This window comes from Dactylosporangium sp. NBC_01737, from assembly GCF_035963215.1.
Lineage (GTDB): Bacteria > Actinomycetota > Actinomycetes > Mycobacteriales > Micromonosporaceae > Dactylosporangium.
This window is the reverse complement of sequence record NZ_CP109153.1, coordinates 12,392,375-12,413,107: the sequence shown is the minus strand read 5'-3', so window position 1 is coordinate 12,413,107 and position 20,733 is coordinate 12,392,375. Positions and strand designations below refer to the sequence as shown.

The following is a 20,733-nucleotide window of genomic DNA, read 5'->3' as shown; positions in this document are numbered from 1 at the left end:
GCGAGTTCCACTCGTGGGCGTGGTCGTGCCGCTACCGGTGCGCGAATCACGAAGCGCGGCGCAGGCGGGTGCAGGCGTCCAGAGCCTGGTGCGGGGCCATCTTCACCGTGGTCAGGTCGCGGCGGTCCAAGGCCTGGCGCACGCGGCGAGGAGGCGCTCTTCGCCGCGTGCGGCGGGGGTCGGGCCGCGCCGCCGCGGATGCGGGTCAGGGAGGCGCTTGCGTCCTACATCAGGGAGCAGACGGCGGCGGTAGGACCTGATGACGCGCAGCAAGCGCTCGAGGTGCTGCGGAAGGTCGTCGCCGGTCGGTTCGGCAGCCAGGCCGAAGCGGCGTAGGCGCAGCTTTTCTGACACCGACCCCTTTACTCGGCAGGTTTATGATGAGGACGACCTGGGAGAACGTGCCTGAGCACGTCGCTGGGGCCTCCGACGACTGGGGGTCAAGGGGTCGTGGGTTCGAATCCCGCCGTCCCGACCATGGCTGACCAGGCAAGACTCAAGATCTTGCCTGGTTTCCGCTAACCTCGCTCATTCGCTAGTAGTCGATCATGGCAGCTGGATGCCTGTTGATCTTCGTTTGGTCTGCTGATGTGGAGGTGGCGTGTTGATGACCCGGCGCGCTGGCCGGGTCCCTCCGTGCGGTGTCGACGCGATGCAGCGCGGGTGTCAGCCGATCGGGCGGGGTAGTGCGGTGAGGCGGGTGAACGCGGTGGCGAGGTCTGTTGCCCAGGGCCATGTTGCGGTGATCCGGAGCCGGGTCTGCCGGGCGGTGCGGGTGATGCGGGCGGCGAGGTGCAGGAGCCGGTAGCGCAGCTTCTTGGGTTCTGCGGTGGCGAGTTCACCGTCCAGGAGCAGGTGCTGGGTCCAGGCGAGGAGGTCGATGCCGGTGAGGGCGAGTTCGAGCCAGGCCTGGTTGATCGCGAAGACGCGGGATGGGAACCGGCCGAAGCCGCAGTCTTTGCCGGTGCGGATTCGGTCCTCGACGCGGGCGTGGCCGCGGTGGCGGGCTTCCAGGAACTGGATGTTGCCGTTGCCGGGTGGGGTGTCGGTGGCCATGACCTGGTGGCGGAGGCCTTCGATGGTATCGAACAGGGACAGTTGGGCGCCGGGGTGCGGCCGTTCCCGGCGCGCGATGAATCGGGTCCCGGCCGGGTAGCCGTTGTCCGGGACGAGGCCGGTGAGTTCGCAGATCTCGGCGCCGTCACGGAAGTCGCCGTCGGCGTCGAGGGCGGGGATCCAGTCGGTGGCATGGCGGATCGCGGCCCGGACCGGTTCGGTGATCGCCATCCCGACGGAGAACCGGGTGTCGAGTCCGTCCTTCCGCAGGCTGCGGATGTGGGTGAGGAATCCTTGGGTGCAGCCGGCTGAGTCGCTGCGGATCAGGATCGGGGTGCCGTGCCGGTGCGCGTCGGGGATTTGGTGCAGGGCGCGGTCCAGGACGGTGATGTGGTCGGCGGTGGTGTTCGACCCGGCCCGGCCCTCGCGGAGCAGGCCGGACAGCGCCTCGCGGGAGCCGTCCAGGAAGCACAGCAGTGGGTGGAAGCCGAATGTCTTCTTCCAGGTCCGGGTCGCGGATTCCTTCTCCGGGTGGCAGATCACGATCGTGGCGTCCAGATCCAGGACGATGCCGGGCACCGGCTGTCCCGCCGCCGTCGAGGCCGGCAGCCCTGTTCGGGTCTCCGATGCCTGCGCCCAGGCCAGTTCCCGCGCCTGGGCGCGGGCGTCACGCAGCCGGGCCAGCCCAGCGCCGTCCACATTGGACAGCACCCGCCATGCGGTCGGGTCCGACGCGACGGGATCGAAGAGGCCGGGTTCGTTGCGCAGCACCGCCATCGGCGAGCAGGACCGCGAGGTCGACCGCGACCCGGCCCGGGTCATGACCGGACTCCCGCACCCGCAATCCCGCGAGCGCATCACTGAACGCGGACGTCAGGCCCGTGGCGTCGGCCAGGTCAGCGAGGAGGCGAGCACCGGCATGCCCGACGACACCCCGGCCGTCAGCACTGACCACGATCTTCGGACGTGAACCGGTAACCTCCACCTTGGAAGTGCCCCCTGCGCCGGGATGGATAAGGCCCTAGACAAGTCCTATCTTCCCAGATCAGAGGGCACTTTCGCGTTGGATGCTGCTCCGCCGCACCCTTACTGAACGCGTGAGGCTAGCCGAGGGTCACGGCGTTACGCCTAGACCGCCAGCAATGAGGGCGCGGCCAGTACGTGCTCGAGGTCGACGCCCTGGGCGATGTCGAGGTTGGCCCGCAGCAGCCCGCGGAGCCGTCCCTGGGTGCCCTGGACGTCCCGGATCCGTTCGACGAGTTGCTCGAGGAGTTCGTCGAGCTCGAGTCGGGCGACACCGGCGAACCGGACATCCGTCCGGTCCTGATCGGGCATGGCCGCGCCTGCGTTGTCGTCCATCCCCGTCTCCACACTCCGCCCGGTGCCGTCGGCGGCGATTCATCCGAGCGTCAGTCTGCCGGTCGCGGTGTCTTCGTGTGCATCGTCACCGGTCAGTGTTTCGTCCCGGCGAACAGCTCGGCCAGGTCCACCAGCCGGTTCGTGTAGCCCCACTCGTTGTCGTACCAGCCGAAGACCTTCACCAGGTGGCCGTCGGCGGCGGTGAGGCCGGCGTCGAAGACGCACGAGGCGGGGTCGCCGATGATGTCGCGGGAGACCAGTGGCGCCTCGCTGTAGCGCAGGATGCCGGCCAGCGGCCCGGCGGCGGCTGCGGCGAACGCGGCGTTGATCTGCTCCGCCGTCGCGGGCTGTGCCAGCCGGACGGTCAGGTCGGTCATCGAACCGTTCTCGACCGGCACCCGCAGCGCGACGCCGCCGAGCTTGCCGGCGAGGTCCGGCAGGACCAGGCCGATCGCCTTCGCCGCGCCGGTGCTGGTCGGGATGATGTTGACGGCCGCGGTGCGGGCCCGCCGCAGGTCCTTGTGCGGTGCGTCGAGGACCATCTGGTCGTTGGTGTAGGCGTGCACGGTCGTGAGGTACCCCTGCTCGATGCCGAACGCCTCGTGCAGGACCTTCGCCATCGGGGCCGCGCAGTTGGTGGTGCAGGACGCGGCGGAGACGACGTCGTGCTGCGCCGGGTCGTAGCTGCCGGTGTTGACGCCGAGCACGACGGTGGCGTCGACGTCCTTGCCGGGCGCGGAGATGAGCACCTTGCGGGCGCCGGCCTTGAGGTGCGACGCCGCGTCGTCACGGCCGCGGAACTTGCCGGTCGACTCGATGACCAGGTCGACGTCGAGGTCCGCCCATGGCAGGAACAACGGATCCCGCTGGCGGAGCACCTCGATGTACTGGCCGTCGACGGTCATGCCGCTGCCGGACGGGTCGAGGTCCACGGTGGCGCGCAGCCGGCCGAAGGTCGAGTCGTGCTGGAGCAGATGGGCGAGCGTTCCGGCGTCGTACAGGTCGTTGATCGCGACGACGGCGTAGGCGTCGCCGAGCAGGCGGCGCTCGACGAGACACCGGATGAAGTCCCGGCCGATCCGGCCGAATCCGTTGATGGCGATCCGGTATGTCATGGCGTCCTCCTGGTGCCCCGGCCGTGGGACCGCAGTGGCCCCATCGCTCTCACCATCACCCGCGGGTGAGCCCACCCGCACGGGCCGAAGGTCACCTGGGGCAGGGCCGACCGGGCCGCGATGGCGGGAACGGTACCGCTGGGCACGGCCGTAGAGGACCTTCGTCCCTGCCGATGACGGCGGTTTTCCGGGACCGTGGTGGGTATCTGACGATGTGAGTCCTTGAGGAGCGCCATGGTGACGATCCACTACACCGCTGGCGGTGCCGTGGCCCGGGCCGGCGCGGTCAGCCGGTCCCTGACACAGGCGACGTTCGCCGCGCTCAGCGCGCCGTCCGTGCTGGACACGCAGCCGTGGCGGTGGCGTATCGACGAGGACCGCATCGAGCTGCACGCCGACTGGAGGCGCCGGCTGGCTGACATCGACCCGGACGGACGGCTGCTGCTGATGAGCTGTGGCGCGGCCCTGCACCACACCCGCGTGGCGCTGGCGGCCGAGGGCGTGGGCGTCGACGTGCTGCGTTTTCCCGATTCCGGCGACCCGGATCTGCTGGCCGAGCTGCGGTACACCGGGCCGGCCGAGCGGGCCCCAGGGAGCGGGGCGCTGTTCCGGGCGATCGCCGTCCGGCGCAGTGACCGACGTCCGTTTGCCGGTGGGTACATGCCCGGCGGAGACCTCACCCTCCTCAGGGAGGCGGCGGAGCAGGTCGGTGCCGCAGCGTACACGGTGACCGGGAAAGACCTTCCCGGAAGCGCGGACGACACCGCGTACGTCGTCATCACCACACCGGGTGCAGCCACCAATGACTGGGTGACGGCGGGTGAAGCTGTCTCGGCGGTGCTGCTCACTGCCGTCGCGGCCGGTCTTGCCACAGCGGCGGTCAGCGACGTGACGGCGATCGCCCGGCACGGGGCGTCACACCAGCCGACGGCCGACGGGTATCCCGCCGCAGCCATCCGGGTCGGCGTCGCAGGCCGGGTCGGCGCCCGGCCGGCCACGCTGCCCCCGGCGGCCGTCACCCCTCCACCTGGCACGCCGGAGTCATCATGAACAGCCCTGCGACGTGGGACCAGGAAACCTTCGCTGCTGCAGTAGGCGACGCGGTGTGGGCGCCGTCGATCCACAACAGCCAGCCATGGCGGTTCCGCCGCACTGAGGACGGTGTCGACGTACTGGTCGATCAGCGCCGGGTGCTGCCGGTCAGTGACCCCGAAGGACGCGCTGCGCGGGTGTCGTGCGGTGCCACCGTATTCAACCTCGGTCTTGCCCTCGCGGTCGCCGGAGCGCCCGCCGTCTGCACGGTGCGCCCGGGCGGGGCGTCGGTGCACCTGGCGCGGGACGTGGGCCGGGCGGCCACCCCACTGGAACGCCGTCTGCACCGGCAGATCCGGCGCCGGCACACCAACCGAGCCCCGTTCGCCGAGACCCACGTCGATGCAGGTGTCGTGACGCAGCTCGAAGAGGCGGTGGCCCGGGAGGGCGGCTGGCTGGACTTCGCCGCCGACGAGCCGACGCTGACCTCCCTTGCGGCGCTCACCAGGCAGGCCGACGCACAATTGCGCGTGAACCCCCGCTACGTCGCCGAACTGCGGGCCTGGAGCGAGTCGGCCGACCTGGCCGTGGAGGGAGTCGGGCGGCAGGCCGCCGGCGCAGCCCCGCATCCGGCGGAGCTGATGCCCCGACGGGACTTCGGCGGGCCGGAACACGATGACACCCGCGACCCCACCCGCGGCCCGGCGGTTGCCGTGTTCGGCGTGCACGGCGACCACGCCGTCGACGAAATTCGGGCCGGCATCGTGCTGCAGCGGCTGCTGCTGCTTGCCGCCGACCTCGGGCTCGCCGTGGCCATGTACTCCCAGCCGATCGAGATGCCGGTCGTACGCGAACGGCTGCGGCTGGCCGTGCGCCGGGCCCACAGCCCGCAGCTCGTCCTGCGCTTCGGGTACGCACCGACGACCTGCTACACCAACCGGCGGCCGGTCGCCGACGTCATCGTCGCGGATGCGGTCGGCTGATCCGGTCGCGGCGTCAGAGTGGCACGTGCCAGGTGACGCGGGTGCCGGGCGAGGCGGGCTCGACCGTGCAGTCGCCGCGCAGGTCGGCGGCCCGGGCCCGCATGTTCGGCAGCCCGTGACCGGTCGGCTCGGCGGTGCCGGTCGCGATGCCGCGCCCGTCGTCCTCGACCACCAGCGACAGGTTGCCGCGTGCGATGGCGACCGTGACGTTCACCGTGCGGGCCCGTGCGTGCTTGGCGACGTTACTCAGCGACTCGCGCAGGACCGCGAGCAGCGCGGTGCGCGAAGCGTCCGGCACGGCGGTGTCGACGGGCCCGTCGATGCGCAGCCCGGGCCGGAAGCCGAGTGCCTCGCGTGCCTCGTCGACGAGGTCGCGGATCTCGGTGCGGAAGCTGTGCTGGGCCGGGCCGCGCAGTTCGAAGATCGCGCCGCGGATGTCGCGGATGGTGGTGTCGAGGTCGTTGACCACCCGGTCGATGCGCTGTTGTACGTCGGGCTGCCCGGACAGGCGGGTGGCTCCCTGCAGCTGCATCCCGGCGGCGAACAGCCGCTGGATGACGACGTCGTGCAGGTCGCGGGCGATGCGTTCCCGGTCGCCGACGACGGCGAGCATCTCCCGTTCGTCCTGGGCGCGGGCGCGTTCCAGGGCGAGGGCCGCCTGCCCGGCGAACGTCTCCACCATCGCCAGCTCCAACCCTTCGGCAATCGGGACGCTGTCCTTGCGGTACGCGACGACGAGCACGCCGAGGGCGACACCACCGACGGCAAGGGGGACGAGCAGCGCCGTGCCGGTCGACAGCAGCACCGGCCAGCTCGCGGCCGCCCCGAGGTCGGTGACCACGGACAGCTGCTGCCTGTTGAGCACCTCAGCGAACTCGCTGCCGTCCACGGCGACCGACCAGCCAGCCGAGTCGTCGGGTCCGCCGACGGCGACCTCGACGGTGAGACGTTCCGCCGGCTCGTCGGTGAGCAGCACCATGGCCAGGTCGGCGTCGGCGACGTCCCGCGCGCGGGTGGCGACGAGCTCGAGGGCCTCGGTGCGGCGGACCTCGCCGAGCAGCACCGACGTGATCTCCGCGGCCGCCATGAGCCAGCGCTGCCGCCGTTCGGCCTGCGCGTACAGGCCGGCGTTGTCGATGGCGGCGCCGGCCGCGACGGACAGGGCTGCGACGAGGTCCTCGTCGTCCTGGGTGAACTGTCCGCCGCCGCGTTTCTCGGCGAGGTACAGGTTGCCGAACACCTGGTCGCGGATGCGGACCGGCACGCCGAGGAAGCTGTGCATCGGTGGATGGTTGGGCGGGAACCCGTAGGCGCGCGGGTGTTTGGTGATGTCCTCGAGGCGGATCGGGCGCGGTTCCTCGATCAGCAGTCCCAGCACGCCGTGGCCGCGGGGCAGGTCGCCGATCTCGGCGCGCTCCTGTGCCGTGACGCCGTGGTTGATGAACTCGACCAGCATCCGGTCCGGACCGATGACGCCCAGCGCCCCGTACCGCGCGTCGGCGAGTTGGCAGGCGGCCTGCACGATGCGTTCCAGGGTGCTGCGAAGGTCCAGGTCGGAGCCGATCCCGACGACCGCGTCCAGCAGCGCCCGCAACCGTTCGCGGCTGGTCATCACCTCACCGACACGGGTGAGAAGCTCCTGCAGCAGCGCGTCGAGGTCCACCCGGGACAGCGACGGCAACGAAGGCTGCCAGCTGGCCTGATCGTCAGTCACACCGGTGATCGTATGCGGGTCAGTGTTTGTTGAGCAGACGGGAGGCGAGGACCGCGGCCTGAGTTCGCCGTTCGAGGCCCAGTTTGGCCAGGAGGCTGGAGACGTAGTTCTTGACGGTCTTCTCGGCGAGGAACATGCGTTCGGCGATTTCGCGGTTGGTGCAGCCTTCAGCGATGTGCTGGAGGATCTTGCGCTCCTGGTCGGTGAGGTTCTTCAATTCGTCGGGCTGCTGGGGGCCGTTGCGGATCCGTTCCAGGACACGGGCGGTGAGGGTGGGATCGAGCAGCGATTGACCGGCGGCGACACGGCGGATGGCATCGACAAGGTCATTGCCGTGGATCTGTTTGAGGACATAGCCGGAGGCGCCGGCCATGATGGCAGCGAAGAGGGCTTCGTCGTCGTCGTAGGAGGTGAGGATAAGAGCCTTGATCGACGGGTCGACGGAGCGGACATCCCGGCAGACGTCGATGCCGCTGCCGTCGGGGAGGCGGCCGTCGAGGACGGCGACGTCCGGCTTGAGCGCCGGGATGCGGTGGGTGGCATCGACCGCGGATCCGGACTCGCCGACGACTTCAATGTCGCCTTCGCGTTCGAGCATCTCGCGCAGGCCGAAGCGGACAACTTCGTGGTCGTCGAGCAGGTAAACCCGAATCATATTGTCCTTCATACTCGTACGTCGGTTGGCCGCCAAGTTGATGGCGAAAGTCCGTATGACTTCGGCATGTACTGTGCTGGCGCGGCCGGCGAGGACCCTGGCTTCGATCGTGGCGTGAGGGGTCTTGCCGGAAGGGCCGAGCCAGCCATGGCCCTCGCCCAGCACCCGGTCTCCGTTGCCAGTCACCCCAAGTGGCCGAAGCCCTGGTGCGTCGATGGTTGCCTCAAATGTCCCGGCGTTGCGGGTCGAACGACTCTGCCTGTTGCGACCGGCTCGGCGCACGCTGTCAGTAGGAATGGGAGGAGCGCCCGGCAGGCTGGACATCGGCCGGCCGTGATGGTTTCGGTGCGCAAGGACGCGCCGGACGCACCAAGAGATTGAGGAGGACCGGCGATGATCACCGCGCAGGTCAGCAGAGCTGAAATCGTGTCGATTCTGCGATCCAGGGGGAAGCTCGCGCGAGCAGACTGGTTCGAACGTGAGCTGTCTGAGATTGTCGATATCGGCAGGAACCGCAGCCTGCTGGCGACCCTCGACATCGATCCGGACGTTTTGACCCGGGTTGACCGCCTTCCCCAGCACGCTTGACTCAGGTGCCGGCTGGTCATTGCCGCGGCCGCGCACCGGCAGTCGAATGGCCACGCGCGTACGTCAGCGACCCAGGCAAAGCGATCGTAGCGGCCATGCTGGGCAGGTTCTTTGAACGGCCGGTCGTGTACGCCGTCGGAGCAGCCGGCACCGGTTTCGGTGCCCACGGGATGCCCGCTGCCGCGGTCAGGGCGGATGTCGGCGGCACGCGCCGCCCGCGGGCGGCCTGGTCGGAGGACCGCACCGGATCGCGCCGGCGCACGCCTGTCCGATCAGGTGTCCGGCGACCGCCACCGCCAGCCAAGTTTGGAGACCGGCATCCACGGGGGGAGATGCCGGTCTTGCCAAGCAGAATAAGGTGTCGGCGATCTGCGTGCCAGCGCCAACTGGAGATGCGTCAGATTTGTCCAGCCAGGCGAACGCGGCGGGCCACGTAGAGACTGGGGGTGTGCGTCGAGATGGACGACCTGGCGGCGCCGTTCGGCGGTGGCGGCCCGGGCATGATCGCGGCGGATGACGAGCCGGGTCGAGCGGCGCGGCGCCGGCGGGTTCGGTGGGCATTGGTGAGACCGTGCTTCCCGGTGTGCTGCGTGGTTCAACGCCTGTGGTGCCGGGACAGGGCGTAGAGATCGCCTACAGTGAGCGGCTGCGGTGGGCGGTCGCCCGCGGCGCGTTCCAGGCGCGTAGCGAGGGCCAGGAGCAGCTGCGCTGTGGTGAACGCGTCGCCCAGGGCGTAGTGCGGCGTGTGGACCGGCAACCCCAGCCGCTTCGCCGCGGCCTCAAGATTCGGTTCGTGCCCGGCGCCGGGATCGGCGAGGCGGCAGGCACGCAGCAGTGCCGCGGTGTCGATCACCGTCCGGCCGAGCCGGCGCCCGCGCGGCCGCAGGGCCCGGTCGAGGAAGGCCCGCTCGACCCAGGCCGCGTGCGCCACCAGCACACGGCCGGCCAGCAGGTCGATGAGCTCGTCGAGGACGTCGCCGATCGGTGGGGCGTCCGCGAGGTCCGCGCTGCGCAGGCCGTGCACCGTCATCGCGGCCACCGAGATCGGGCGGGTCGGCCGTAGCTCCCGGTACACCACCTGCCCGCAGGGGATCCGGGCCTGCCGGACGATCACCGCGCCGTAGGAGATGACGTCGTCGCGGCGCAGGTCCAGGCCGGTCGTTTCGACGTCGACGACGCAGAACTCCGCTTCCCGCCAGGGAGTGCGCGGGCCGACGCCGGCCAGCGACACACGGCGGCGCGGTCGCATCACGGCTCAGCCGGGCAGTCGGGTGAGCCATGCCCGGTCCACCCGGGACTGGACGAGGGCGATCGCCCGGAACGTCTCACGCAGGTGCCGGCGGGTGAGCGAGTCCAGGTCCTTCGGTGCGATGAATGTGCTCGTCGGCGTACCTGAGGCGCGCAGCGCCCGGACCTCGTGGCGCAGCAGCAGCCCGTACACGTTGTCGAATCCGCCTGCCAGGGTGTCGGCCTCGTCGGTGGTGAGCAGGCCGAGCGCGGTGCCGCGGTGCAGCCGTTCGACCGTGGTGCCGCTGGCGTCGCCGGCGGCGATGGCGATCCACCGCGCGAGGGCGACGACCGGGGTCAGGCCGCCGGGTTTGAGGTCGAGCTGGCCGCGGTGCTCACCGCTGTGGTGCACGACGAAGTCGCGGATGAACCCGGCGGGTGGGCGCCAGCCCAACGCCTCGTCGAGCAGTGCGCGCAGGAACTGGCTGGTGCGGGTGTGCGACCGGATGCTCTGGGTGAGCGCGCCGCCGAGCTGCGGATCGGTCAGCGGACGGCTGTCGACGACCATGGCGACAGCAGCAGGGCGTTTTCCTGGGTCGGGTCGTGCTGCCAGTCGCGGGCCGCCGCGATCCAGCCGGAACGCGCCCGGCTGAAGACCGGGTTGTGCGCGTTGGCGCCGTTGGCGCACAGCGTGAACCCGCAGCGCTGCAGCCCGCGGAGGACCTCGCGCGCCTCGGCGCGGATGCCGTCGGCGCTGTCCGGGTCAGAGCTGGAGCCTCCCGCGGGCGGGTCGGCCCAGACGAGCGCCGTGTCCACATCGGACAGCGGGAGCGGCTCCCGCCGGGCCAGGGAGCCGAGCAGGACCCACGAGTGCCGCACGCCGTCGAGTACCGGATGCTGCTGCAGGCGCAGGATACGCCGGATCGCGGCGTCGACGACGGCGGCGTGGACGGCCCCGATGTGTGTTGCGGGCACGGCGTCGTCGCACAGCTCGCCGAGCATGCTGGGCAGCAGCCGGCACGCCGCGGCCAGCTCCTCGAGGTCGCGGGCCTCGTCGATCGCCGACCGGATCAGCAACGGGTCGCGGACCTCGGCGCCGGCGAGGTCGACCGCGCGGAGCACGCCGACCGGTCGGCCTGTCTGGTCGACCACCACGAGGTGGTGCACACCACGTTCGATCATGCGCAGCAGCCCTTGGGCCCGCGTGGCGGTGTCTTCGACGGTCAGCGCGGGCACGGTGACGAGGGCTGTGACCGGGGCGTCGACGCCGACCTGGCCCGTTGCGACCTTCCGGCGGAAGTCGAGGTCGGTCACGATGCCGATGCGCCCGTCGGTGCGGACGAGCGCACACGACAGCCCGGCCGCGCCGATGCGTTCGGCGACGTCGCGGACCCGGTCCGTCTCGGCGCACCAGACGATGGGACGCATGAGGCGAGCCAATGGCTGCACAGGTCGGTGCAGGCCGGTGGCCTGGATGAGCCGCGGCCGGGCGGTGCCGGGGTGCACGGCGGCGAACCGCAGCCGTTCGGGCCTTGTGAGGCTGCCGCGCGGATCGGGGATCCGCAGGCACAGGCTCTCCTCGTGCTCGGGGTAGTTCTCCAGGAACTGGTCCAGGTTCGGCATATCGCGGAACGATGGCCAGACGGCCGCCATGAGCGCGACCATCGAGGTGATGCCGGTCGCCCAGCCGATCAGCGCGCGACGCTGGTCGCGCAGGCTCTTGCGGATCACGGTCGATAGCATGACGTCACGCTCCGTCCGCGCCGTAGTAGGCCATGAAGATCTGCTCGAGGTCGGGCTCGTGGGTGACGATGGTGCTGCCCCGGTGCGGGGCTGCCACCGCGAGCAGCTCGGCGGTGGAGCCCTCGACCACCAGGTGGGCCGTGGCCCCGCTGACGGTGCACTCCCGCACACCGGCGACGCCTCGCAGCGCGTCCGTCGGCGCCGGCGTGTCGAACGTCAGCTCGATCCGCCGCAGCGCCTGCGCCTTCAGCTTGTCCACGGACTGCACCACCACGAGCCGGCCGGCATGCAGGATCGCGACCATGTCGGCGACCGCCTCCACCTCGCTGAGCATGTGCGAGGAGAGGAACACGGTCCGTCCGGCCTCGCGGGTCTCGCGTACCAGCGCTTGGAACTCGCGTTGCATCAGTGGGTCGAGACCGTTGGTGGGTTCGTCGAGGATCAGCAGATCGGGTCGGTGCATGAACGCCTGCACGAGACCGGCCTTCTGCCGTGTACCGTGCGACATCGCGCCGATCCGGTCGTTGAGGTCGAGGCCGAGCCGCTCGGCCAGGCTGTGCACGACGCCGGTGTCCACACCGCCGCGCAGCCGCGCCAGGTAGGTCAGGTACTGGCCTGCCGTCAGATTCGGGTATGCCACGTACTCGCCGGGAAGGTATCCGATGTGCCGCTGCGCCGACTCGCGTTGGTGGACCGTGTCGGCCCCGAACAGTTCGGCCCGGCCGCGCGAGGGGCGTATCAGACCGGCCAGCAGCCGGATCGTCGTGGTCTTACCCGCGCCGTTGGGCCCAGGTAGCCGAAGACGACATTCGGCGGCACGTCGAGGTCCAGGTCGACGAGCGCCGGCCGCCGGCCGTACTGCTTCGTCAGCCCCCAGGTCCGGATCACGCTACGCATCCCTGCACCTCCCTGTGCCACAGCTGTGCGGGCCGACGCATCCAACGCCCGTGGGTGCCTGCTCGCGTTCCGAGTCTGCTCTGTCCCCGCCGGGCCAACAGGGCCGTAGGTCCCGTCAGCTGCGGACCCTGCGTGGGGCCCGCCTGCCGCTGCATCACTGTCGCAGCTTCGGCACGTCGAGTGGATATTCGGCGGCGTCCTGCGCCGCGATCGAGGCCATGCTCGCGTGATAGACGGCACGATCAAGGCTGCCGTCCATCAACCGCCGGACTGCATCGCTTTCGCGACCGGCCAGCCTGCGGTTGGTCGGCACGGCCTCCTGCGGATGCAGCCTGCGCTCCGCGCCCAGCGCGACGACGGCCGCGAGGCCGTACATGCCCACGACGACACCGAGGACGATCAATGCGGTCGTCATGTCGCTCACCTCCGGTACATCGGATGTCATCACCGTCGCGTGTCTGGCAGCCGGGCAGACAGTGCCACAAGTCCTGTCCTGCGACATGACGGTGCACAGCGGAAGGCCAGGTCATGCCACAAGGATGTCAGGAGCAGGTACTCCAGCCCTGGCGCGCTGGGCCGCGCGGCGTCATGCTCCCGGGCACGGGGGCATGAGATTCCGGCGGGCGAAGCGAGGTGCGGGATGATGCATTCCAGCGCGGCGTGTGTGCAGCGGGTCTGCACGGTGACGTCATGCTGACCGACGTCGACCTCCTCGCCGCTCACCCGTTCCTGGCCGGTGTCCAGCCGAGATTCGTGGAACGGCTCGCAGGATTCGCGCGACGGGCCACGGCCCGTCCCGGTGAGCAGCTCATCCGTGAGGGCGAGCCCGCCGGCACCTGGTACCTGCTGCGTGAGGGCTATGTCGACCTGACCGTCCGGATCGCCGATCGCGGTGAGGTTGTGGTGGACACCATCGGTCCCGGTCAGGTGCTCGGTTGGTCGTGGTTGTTCCCGCCGTGTCGCTGGCACTTCAGTGCGGTTGCCGTCGAGCCGGTGCTCGCGATCGCCTTGGACGGGCCGAAGGTTCGCGGATTGTGCGACACGGAGTTGGCTTTCGGCTATGACCTGACGAGTCGTTTCCTGGCGGTCATGCTGCAGCGTATGCAGGCGACCCGGTTCCGGCTGGTGTGCCGGGACATCGCACCCAGCCGTGACGCGACGAGTCGCGGTGATGGAACTTGACGGGCGTTGCCGCCACACCCGTCAGAACGCCGGACGCACGATCAGGCGGACCCGGGTTTCGTTGGAGATCACACGGACGTATTGCGAGCCGTCCGGCGGATGCCGTCAGCTGACGTACAACCGCGGCGGCAGTTCGTCCCGGTGCTTTTCGAGCAGTCGTTCTGCGACTGGGACCGCTGTCTGGCGGTGGTGCAGCGCGTGGCGGAGCGTCGTCATGTAACCGCGCAGGTGAAGTTTCATTGCATTCACCTCCTCGAATTCACGGTGCTCCGGACAAGAGGTGAATACCAGAGCCGAAGGTCACCTCGCGGTGGCCGTTCGCGGGCGCTCCCTTGCCGTGCGGCGGCCCGCCGAAGGTCACTTCGGGTAGGGACGATGCGCCCTCCCCGGCCAGCCTTCGAGTGGGCAGAGTGAACGTGAAGGACCCGTTCCTGCATCAGGAGGGCGTCATGGCCACCAACCGTCAACCAGTGATCGTGGGAATCGACGGATCGCCCGCCAGCTTCGGCGCGGTCCGGTGGGCGGCCGACGAGGCGGTGCGCCTGCGCCTGCCGTTGAAGATCGTTCACGCCCTGGAAATGCACGGCCCGTTCGAGGAGGACGTCGACGAGCATGGGCTCGCGATCGACGCCGCCAACGAGATCCGCCACTTGAGCCCTGGCCTGCACGTGACCACCGCCTCCTGGTACGGGGAGCCGGCCCGGGTGCTCGTGGAACTGTCCCGGCACGCCCGCCTCGTGGTCGTTGGCAGTCGAGGCAGCGGAGGGTTCAGTTCGCTGCTGGTCGGTTCGGTCGGGATACACCTCGCCGGTCATGCGCACTGCCCGGCACTTGTCGTGCACCACGCCGAGCGGTGGTCGGGTCCGGAGTCGTCGCTGCCGTACGGCCGGCCGGTCGTCGTCGGCGCGGACGGGTCCGCCGACGGCGAGCTCGCGCTGGGACTCGCGTTCGCCGAGGCGGCCGCGCGGACGGTGCCACTGGTCGCAGTCCGGACCTGGCACGAGCCCGAGCACCGGTGGGGGCTCTCCGCCGGGCGCACCGTCCTGGCCGCGAACACCCGGCGCGAGCTCGAGACCGACCTGGAACCGTGGCAGGCCAAGTACGAGAGCGTCGCCGTCGACCTGCGGGTCGAGCATTGCCCATCCGTGCCGGTGCTGCTCGACGCGGCACGGGGCGCGCTCATGGTGGTCCTCGGCGCCCGCGGACGCGGGGGATTCGAAGGGATGCGGCTGGGTGCGGTGAGCCGGCAGGTCCTCGAACACGCCGATGTACCAGTGCTGGTGGCGCGACAGAGCTGAGCCGTGCCGGGGTCATCCGGCCGCCGGGGGTTCGTTGATGCGCCGGGCTCGGATGGGATGACCCGCGCTGGTCTCGCACCGGCCGGTCGGCAGGTCGAACTTCCAGCCGTTGCCCGCCGCCGTCTCGATCAGCATGCCGGCGTGACCGGTCCCAGTTACCCGCATGTGTCTATGGCCCTATCGCTGCGGCCCGGAAGCTCGGGCCTCGTCACGGTGTCGAGCTTGCCGTGTGCCGATAGGCGGGTGCAGGGCTGAAGGTCCCGACGACCACAAGGTCGAAAGTCCCCACCCGGTGCCCGGTCATCCGGCGTACAGCGCGTCGATCTCACCGGCGAGCTTCGTCAGCACAAGCCCGCGGCGGACCTTTTGCGTCGGGGTCAGTTCCTCGCCGACCGCGAACGGTCCGGCGACGATGCGGAAGCGCTTGATGGCTTCGGCGTTGGACACCGCACGGTTGGCCTCGTCGACGGCAGTCTGGACGGCGGCGATCAGGTCGCGGTCGTCATGGAGCGCCGCAGGGATGACGCCGTGCGGGCCGCGGTGCTCGGCCGTCCATTGCGCGACGGTCTCCTGGTCGAGGGTGAGCAGCGCCGCGATGTACGGCCGCCCGTCGCCGACGAGCACGCACTGGTCGACGAGCGGGTGCGCCCGCAGCCGGTCCTCGAGGACGGCCGGGGCGACGTTCTTGCCCGAGGCGGTGACGATCAGGTCCTTCTTGCGGCCGGTGATGCACAGGTAACCGTCATCGAGCCCGCCGAGATCGCCGGTGTGCAGCCAGCCCTGCTCGTCGAACGCGTCGGCGGTCGCCTGCCCGTTGCGCCAGTAGCCGGCGAAGACGCCGACGCCTTTGACGAGCACCTCACCGTCGGCGGCGATGCGTACGGAGCAGCCGGGCAGCGGGCGCCCGACGGTGCCGACGCGCTGGGCCGCAGGCAGGTTCAGCGTCACGCCGGAACTGGTCTCGGTCAATCCGTAACCTTCCAGGACGGTCAAGCCGGCACCCCGCAGGAAGTGACCGAGCCGGGCGCCCAGTGCCGCGCCGCCGCTGACCGCGTGGGTGACGTCGCCACCCATGGCGGCGCGCAGCTTCGAGTACACCAGCCGGTCGAAGACCCGTCGTCGTGCCCGCAGCCACCAGCCCGGCCCGCCGCGGTCCAGCGCCAGGCTGTAGGCGGTCGCGGTGGCGTCGGCGGCTCGGAACAGCCGGCCGTGCCCGCCGATGATCGCGGTGCGCTGGGCGGTGTTGTAGGCCTTCTCGAACACGCGAGGCACGGCGAGCAGGACGGTGGGTCGCACGTCGCGCAGTTCGGCGGCGAGGTGCCGGATGTCGCTGGTGTGCGCGATCCGGGCGCCGTTGTGGATCGCGGCCAGCTGCACGACCCGGGCGAGGATGTGGGTAAGCGGCAGGAACAGCAGGATCCTGGCCCGGTCCGTGAGCACAGACTCGGTGACCCCGGCCGCACCGCAGACGCTGCGGACCTCGGACACCAGGTTACGGTGGCTGATCATGCAGCCCTTTGCCGGTCCGGTCGTGCCCGAGGTGTAGACGATGCTCGCCAGGTCGTCGGCGTTCGCCCGGCGCCGCTGCCGCACCGACTCGGCGGGGACCAGTGCCCCGGCCGCCATGAGCGGATCAAGTCCACCGTGCTCCATGGTCCACTGATGCCGTAGCGAGGCCGGGCCCGCGGCGCCGACGACGTCGCTGAGACCGGCGTCCTCGACGAAGGCGGCGACGGCCCCGCTGTCACGCAGGATCCAGGCGACCTGCTCCGTGGAGGAGGTCTCGTAGATCGGCACCGTGACCGCACCGGCGGCGAGGATCGCGAAGTCGCACAGCGCCCACTCGTATCGAGTGGCCGACATCAGCGCGACCCGTTCACCGGGCTGGATGCCGATGGCGATCAGGCCACCGGCGAGCCGGGTGACCTCCTCGGCGAACTGCTTCGCGGTGACCGCATGCCATCGACCGCCGGCCTTGCGCTGCAGGACGATGTGCTCCGGACGCCGGGCAGCATTGTCGAACACGTCATCGCTGGCGTTCACACCGTCCGGCACGACGACGTCCGGCGGTGTGGACGACTCACGCAATACGATCGCTGTGCCCATGGGTCAAGCGTGACGGATCGGGGGCGCCGCCGACCGGGCCGGAAGTTCGCACGGGGAGGGCCGTTCGGCCCGAGGCCCGCCAGGCGAGCGTGGCCACCAAGCCGCCGCCCCGTCCAAGCCGGCCCGCCTACGCGCTGCGATCGAGGGTGCCGGAGGTCCCAGGGGCGAAGGGGCGAAGGTCCCGTCGACATGGGTGGTTGTCCTCTGCGGCTGTTCGGTCCGGTGCCGGACGCTGTTGACATCACACAGCGGAACGATCAGAAGCCCTGGAGGGCACGCCATGAAGCGTAAGACGCTCGACATCCTCGTCGGTCTCGGTCTGGTCGTCCTGGCAGGGTTGCTGCTGGTCGCCGGTCTGGTGCTGACCAGCAACGCGAACTTCGCCAACGACTACGTCAAGGACCAGCTCGGCCAGCAGCAGATCACGTTCAAGACCGCGGACACGTTGACCGCGGAGGAGAAGCAGTCCGCGTGCCTGGTCAGGTACGCCGGGCAGCAGCTCACCACCGGCAAACAGGCGGAGTGCTACGCCAACGAGTTCATCGGGCTGCACCTCAAGTCCATCGCCGGTGGCAAGACCTACGCCCAGATCGGCGACGTGCAGACCGGGCTGCGGGCCCAGATCGCCGCGCTGCCCAAGGAAGACCCGGCCGTCACCGACCTGCAGAAGCAGCTGACCGACATGACCGCGGCGCGGGAGACCGTGTTCAAGGGCGAGACGCTGCGTGGGCTGCTGCTCACCTCGTACGGGTTCAGCGAGTTCGGCGTCAAGGCCGGCCAGGCCGCGCTCGTCGCCTACTTCGCCGCCGGCCTGCTCCTCCTGCTCGGCGCCGCTGGCCTCGTCCACGCCGCCGCCACCCCTGGGACGAAGGGCTTCGCGGTCCCCGAGCCGGGCGCGAAGGAACTCGTCACCGCCTGACCCGACGCGATCCACCCGACCCGGGCCTCCCACTGGGAGCCCGGGTCCGGTGCGTCGCCGGTGACGAGGGCGGACGGCTCTCCACCATGGACAGGTCGTCTCTGACCGTGAGGCTGCAGCCGGCGTGTGATGGGAGTGCAGCATCAATATGCGCAGATGGGAACATCTCATGCGCATCTTGCGTACCCCAGCAGTCGTTACGGCGCTGACAGTGGCGTTGATCGCCTCCGTCGGATGCGCGAAGTCGCAACCAGGGCGATCAGCCGACGCCGGGGCATCCGCACCGGTCGTGACGACGCCGACCACGGAATCGCTGCCGCCGACGCCGCCGACATCGCAGTCCCGGTACGACCAGAACCACGGGGCACCGGGAACGGGGGTGATCTGTCCGCGGGTCGACTACAAGGGGACTGGCCCCACGACGGGCCGGCATCCGTGCAGCACACCTACGCCGTCCCGCCGGTTCCGGCGATCGTGCGGATCGCGGCCGGTGCCCATCCACGTGACCCGAGGGTCCGCCCGGGCGACGTCGTCGCGTCCGGGTTGCCGGGTGGCCCCGCGATCATGGCGGTGGACGTGCTGCGTCGCCACGAGCTCGAAGACGCCGGCACCGCGCTCCGCGGGTGGCTGTCCGACAGGGGTTTCCGCTCGACCGGATCGAGCTGGGAACACCACCGGACGGGATGCCGCAGGGACCCGACAGCCACGATCGCGGACATCGTCGTGCCGTACCGGTGGCGATGACGGGCACGGTCGGACCGCTTCGGCCCGACCGCACCCCCGGCTCACTGCCTGACCTGCACAGCAACCGCGTCCAGCTGCCCCGCTTCCCCGGGCGGCAAAGTCCGTTGCAGTGCTTCTCCACCGGCTCCAGTCGAGTCCATGAGTTCATGAGTGGGGGAGGAGCGAAGGAACTACGCCGCCGGGGGCCTTCGGCCCGTCCTTCGTCCCGCGGCCACGTGCTGGAGCCTCGTGCGGTCACGCCACGGGGGTGTCGGCGGCAGTGTGCCTGTGCCGGGTTGCCGCTGCGGGATCTGCTGTGCCGGTCGCGGCCGCGGGGTGGAGTGTCACCGTGCCGTCGGCCATTGTGTACGACCGGGACGCCCGGGCGAGCAGGTGCGGGTCGTGGGTGACGAGCAGGGTCGCCGTGTGCTGTTCGGTGCTCAGGCGCACGATCAGGTCGAGGATGCTCCGTCCGCGTTCGCTGTCCAGCGCACTCGTCGGCTCGTCGACGAGCAGCACGGTCGGATGGTTCATCAACGCGCGAGCAATGTTGACACGCTGGCGCTCACCGCCGGAAAGGCGTGCCGGGGGCTTGGCGGCATGGTCGGACAGGCCGACGGCTTCCAGCAACTCCAGCGCGCGGTCGCGGGTGTCGCGCCGCGTCCGGCGCCGGCCGCGGCCGCCGAGCTCGCCCATCACCATCAGCTGTTCCTGGGCCGTCAAGGCCGACAACAGGTTCGACTGCTGGAAGACGATGCCGAGCTTCTCCCGGCGCAAGGTGGCACGCCTGGACAGGCTCATCCGCGTGACGTCGACGTCGTCGATGACGACCGTTCCGCTGTCGGGCTTGATCAGGGTGGCGGCGACCGCCAAAAGGCTCGACTTGCCCGAGCCTGACGGGCCGGTGATGCCCACGACGGTGCCGCGCTCCACGCCGAGCGTGACGGCGTCGACGGCCGTGACCCGGCTGTCGCCGTCGGCGAAGGTGAGCGTGACGTCGTCGAGCTGGATCATCTGTTGCTCCCGAGCGCGGTGAGCGGATCGGCATGGGTGACGGAGCGCAGGGCGACCGTGGCACCTGCCAGGCCGAGCATGACCATCGCCGAGGCGGGCAGCACGGTGGTGAGTGGGCTGAGGACGAAGGGCAGTGCCGTGCCCAGGATCGCCGCGAACAGTGCGGTGAGTCCGATGCCGGCGACGACGCCGACGAGCAGGACCACGGCGGCCTGGCCGAGGGCATCGCCGACGAGCATGCTGTTGGACGCCCCGAGGGCCTTGAGGATCGCCACGTCCGGCTGACGCTGCATGCTCCACACGGTGAAGAAGGCGCCGGTGACCAGGGCGGATATGCCGAACAGGAGGGCGACCATCAGGAGCAGGGAGCCGATCTCCGAGCGGAAGGCGCTCAACGCGGTCAGCGACGCCAGGACACCGGCCGATGTGGTGCCGGCGGCGGCGTCGGCTGCCGCGAAGTCCGTCCCCTTCGCGGTGACGGCCAGCACGGTCGCGAAGGCGCCGGAACTGCCGATGCTCGCGGCGACCGTCCGCCAGTCCGGCAGGGTCATCCAGACCACGGCGGTGTGCGAGTACCACGTGTCGGCGGTCACCGAGTCGACCACGTAGCTCGATCCGCCCAGCGTCACTGTCCCGCCGTCGCCGACCCGCAGCGCGTCGGCGGCCGTCCGCGGCAACGTGACGTGCCCGTCGGCGATGGGCGGCCGACCCTTGAAGCCGGCGTCGGCGCCGAACACGGCCACACCGGTCTGCCGGCCGCCGGCGTGAGCCTTGATCTGACTGATCCCCAACGGGCGCACCGTTTCGACGCCGGGCCGGGCGGCCCACACGGCCTCGTGGTCCGGGGTGACCGACGAGTCCGCATAGCTGGGCGGCGTCTGCGACCCGGCGTTCGAGAAGACGATGCGGTCCGCGGTGATCGCGGTGACGGCGGAGATGTTCTGGTCGGCGAGCCCGGCCGTGAGGCCGGAGAGGAACCCGACGAGCAGGGTGATCAGTGCGACCACCGCGCCGATCAGCGCGAATCTGCCTTTTGCGGATCTGAGGTCACGCCAGGCGACGAACATGCCGGCCCACCCTCGAGGCGAGGGATCGGACGTGCGATGGGTGCTTCCGCTCGAT

At 70.4% G+C, this 20,733-nt stretch carries 20 protein-coding genes and 1 pseudogene; 6 read left to right on the top strand and 15 right to left on the bottom strand.

All coding sequences use genetic code 11. The annotated features are described in order from the left end of the window. Positions 1-666: 666 nt before the first annotated feature. The 3 genes and pseudogenes from OHA72_RS57130 to gap form a co-directional block, all read right to left on the bottom strand. Positions 667-2,041: pseudogene (locus OHA72_RS57130) on the bottom strand (IS1380 family transposase). A gap of 143 nt (positions 2,042-2,184) precedes the next feature. Next, positions 2,185-2,415 (bottom strand): hypothetical protein, encoded by a 231-nt coding sequence (locus tag OHA72_RS57125; RefSeq protein WP_327004475.1) that lies wholly within the window; start codon positions 2,413-2,415, stop codon positions 2,185-2,187. Between the two features lie 92 nt (positions 2,416-2,507). Then, positions 2,508-3,530: a type I glyceraldehyde-3-phosphate dehydrogenase gene (gene gap / locus OHA72_RS57120; protein WP_327004474.1), complete on the bottom strand. Its 1,023-nt coding sequence runs from the start codon at positions 3,528-3,530 to the stop codon at positions 2,508-2,510. A 234-nt stretch (positions 3,531-3,764) separates the two neighbouring features. On the opposite strand from gap, the gene OHA72_RS57115 reads away from it, so the two are divergent. Together OHA72_RS57115 and OHA72_RS57110 are read left to right on the top strand one after the other, a co-directional pair. Next, entirely contained in the window at positions 3,765-4,580 is an 816-nt protein-coding gene (locus OHA72_RS57115; protein WP_327004473.1) for a hypothetical protein, read from the top strand. Then, the gene (locus OHA72_RS57110) at positions 4,577-5,545 is read left to right on the top strand and encodes an Acg family FMN-binding oxidoreductase (RefSeq protein WP_327004472.1); all 969 of its coding nucleotides are present in this window, start codon (positions 4,577-4,579) and stop codon (positions 5,543-5,545) included. The genes OHA72_RS57115 and OHA72_RS57110 overlap by 4 nt, the downstream gene beginning before the upstream one ends. 13 nt (positions 5,546-5,558) lie before the next feature. Here the strand turns inward: OHA72_RS57110 and OHA72_RS57105 are convergent, their stop codons facing one another. Together OHA72_RS57105 and OHA72_RS57100 are read right to left on the bottom strand one after the other, a co-directional pair. After that, entirely contained in the window at positions 5,559-7,268 is a 1,710-nt protein-coding gene (locus OHA72_RS57105; RefSeq protein WP_442788790.1) for a sensor histidine kinase, read from the bottom strand. Between the two features lie 10 nt (positions 7,269-7,278). Then, the gene (locus OHA72_RS57100; protein WP_327011867.1) at positions 7,279-7,914 is read right to left on the bottom strand and encodes a response regulator; all 636 of its coding nucleotides are present in this window, start codon (positions 7,912-7,914) and stop codon (positions 7,279-7,281) included. Positions 7,915-8,307: 393 nt separating this feature from the next. On the opposite strand from OHA72_RS57100, the gene OHA72_RS57095 reads away from it, so the two are divergent. Next, positions 8,308-8,502, top strand: a complete 195-nt coding sequence (locus OHA72_RS57095; RefSeq protein WP_327004471.1) for a hypothetical protein — start codon at positions 8,308-8,310, stop codon at positions 8,500-8,502. A 595-nt stretch (positions 8,503-9,097) separates the two neighbouring features. Here OHA72_RS57095 and OHA72_RS57090 read toward each other — a convergent pair. The 6 genes from OHA72_RS57090 to OHA72_RS57065 form a co-directional block, all read right to left on the bottom strand. Next, entirely contained in the window at positions 9,098-9,751 is a 654-nt protein-coding gene (locus tag OHA72_RS57090) for a 3'-5' exonuclease (protein WP_327004470.1), read from the bottom strand. Positions 9,752-9,757: 6 nt separating this feature from the next. After that, positions 9,758-10,297: a putative nucleotidyltransferase substrate binding domain-containing protein gene (locus OHA72_RS57085; protein WP_327004469.1), complete on the bottom strand. Its 540-nt coding sequence runs from the start codon at positions 10,295-10,297 to the stop codon at positions 9,758-9,760. Further along, a complete protein-coding gene (locus OHA72_RS57080; RefSeq protein WP_327004468.1) occupies positions 10,273-11,460 on the bottom strand; it encodes a DUF294 nucleotidyltransferase-like domain-containing protein in 1,188 nt (395 codons plus the stop codon). Before OHA72_RS57080 ends, OHA72_RS57085 begins: the two co-directional genes overlap by 25 nt. 16 nt (positions 11,461-11,476) lie before the next feature. Continuing rightward, on the bottom strand, positions 11,477-12,214 hold the full coding sequence (locus tag OHA72_RS57075; protein ID WP_327011866.1) for an ABC transporter ATP-binding protein: 738 nt from the start codon (positions 12,212-12,214) through the stop codon (positions 11,477-11,479). Next, positions 12,211-12,369 (bottom strand): hypothetical protein, encoded by a 159-nt coding sequence (locus OHA72_RS57070; protein WP_327004467.1) that lies wholly within the window; start codon positions 12,367-12,369, stop codon positions 12,211-12,213. Before OHA72_RS57070 ends, OHA72_RS57075 begins: the two co-directional genes overlap by 4 nt. A gap of 154 nt (positions 12,370-12,523) precedes the next feature. Next, positions 12,524-12,784: a hypothetical protein gene (locus OHA72_RS57065; protein ID WP_327004466.1), complete on the bottom strand. Its 261-nt coding sequence runs from the start codon at positions 12,782-12,784 to the stop codon at positions 12,524-12,526. 275 nt (positions 12,785-13,059) lie between these two features. Between OHA72_RS57065 and OHA72_RS57060 the strand changes: the two genes are divergently transcribed. After that, on the top strand, positions 13,060-13,551 hold the full coding sequence (locus tag OHA72_RS57060; RefSeq protein ID WP_327004465.1) for a cyclic nucleotide-binding domain-containing protein: 492 nt from the start codon (positions 13,060-13,062) through the stop codon (positions 13,549-13,551). Positions 13,552-13,967: 416 nt separating this feature from the next. After that, positions 13,968-14,849 (top strand): universal stress protein, encoded by an 882-nt coding sequence (locus OHA72_RS57055; protein ID WP_327004464.1) that lies wholly within the window; start codon positions 13,968-13,970, stop codon positions 14,847-14,849. Positions 14,850-14,861: 12 nt separating this feature from the next. On the opposite strand, the gene OHA72_RS57050 is transcribed toward OHA72_RS57055, so the two are convergent. Both OHA72_RS57050 and OHA72_RS57045 read right to left on the bottom strand, forming a co-directional pair. After that, entirely contained in the window at positions 14,862-15,014 is a 153-nt protein-coding gene (locus tag OHA72_RS57050; protein WP_327004463.1) for a hypothetical protein, read from the bottom strand. 135 nt (positions 15,015-15,149) lie between these two features. Next, the gene (locus OHA72_RS57045; protein ID WP_327004462.1) at positions 15,150-16,955 is read right to left on the bottom strand and encodes an AMP-dependent synthetase/ligase; all 1,806 of its coding nucleotides are present in this window, start codon (positions 16,953-16,955) and stop codon (positions 15,150-15,152) included. 280 nt (positions 16,956-17,235) lie between these two features. On the opposite strand from OHA72_RS57045, the gene OHA72_RS57040 reads away from it, so the two are divergent. Further along, complete coding sequence (locus tag OHA72_RS57040; RefSeq protein ID WP_327004461.1) at positions 17,236-17,874, top strand: hypothetical protein; 639 nt, start codon at positions 17,236-17,238, stop codon at positions 17,872-17,874. 978 nt (positions 17,875-18,852) lie between these two features. Here the strand turns inward: OHA72_RS57040 and OHA72_RS57035 are convergent. Then, positions 18,853-19,611 (bottom strand): ABC transporter ATP-binding protein, encoded by a 759-nt coding sequence (locus OHA72_RS57035; protein WP_327004460.1) that lies wholly within the window; start codon positions 19,609-19,611, stop codon positions 18,853-18,855. Then, positions 19,608-20,678, bottom strand: coding sequence for an ABC transporter permease (locus OHA72_RS57030; protein ID WP_327004459.1), 1,071 nt, complete (start codon positions 20,676-20,678; stop codon positions 19,608-19,610). Before OHA72_RS57030 ends, OHA72_RS57035 begins: the two co-directional genes overlap by 4 nt. Positions 20,679-20,733 lie beyond the last annotated feature (55 nt).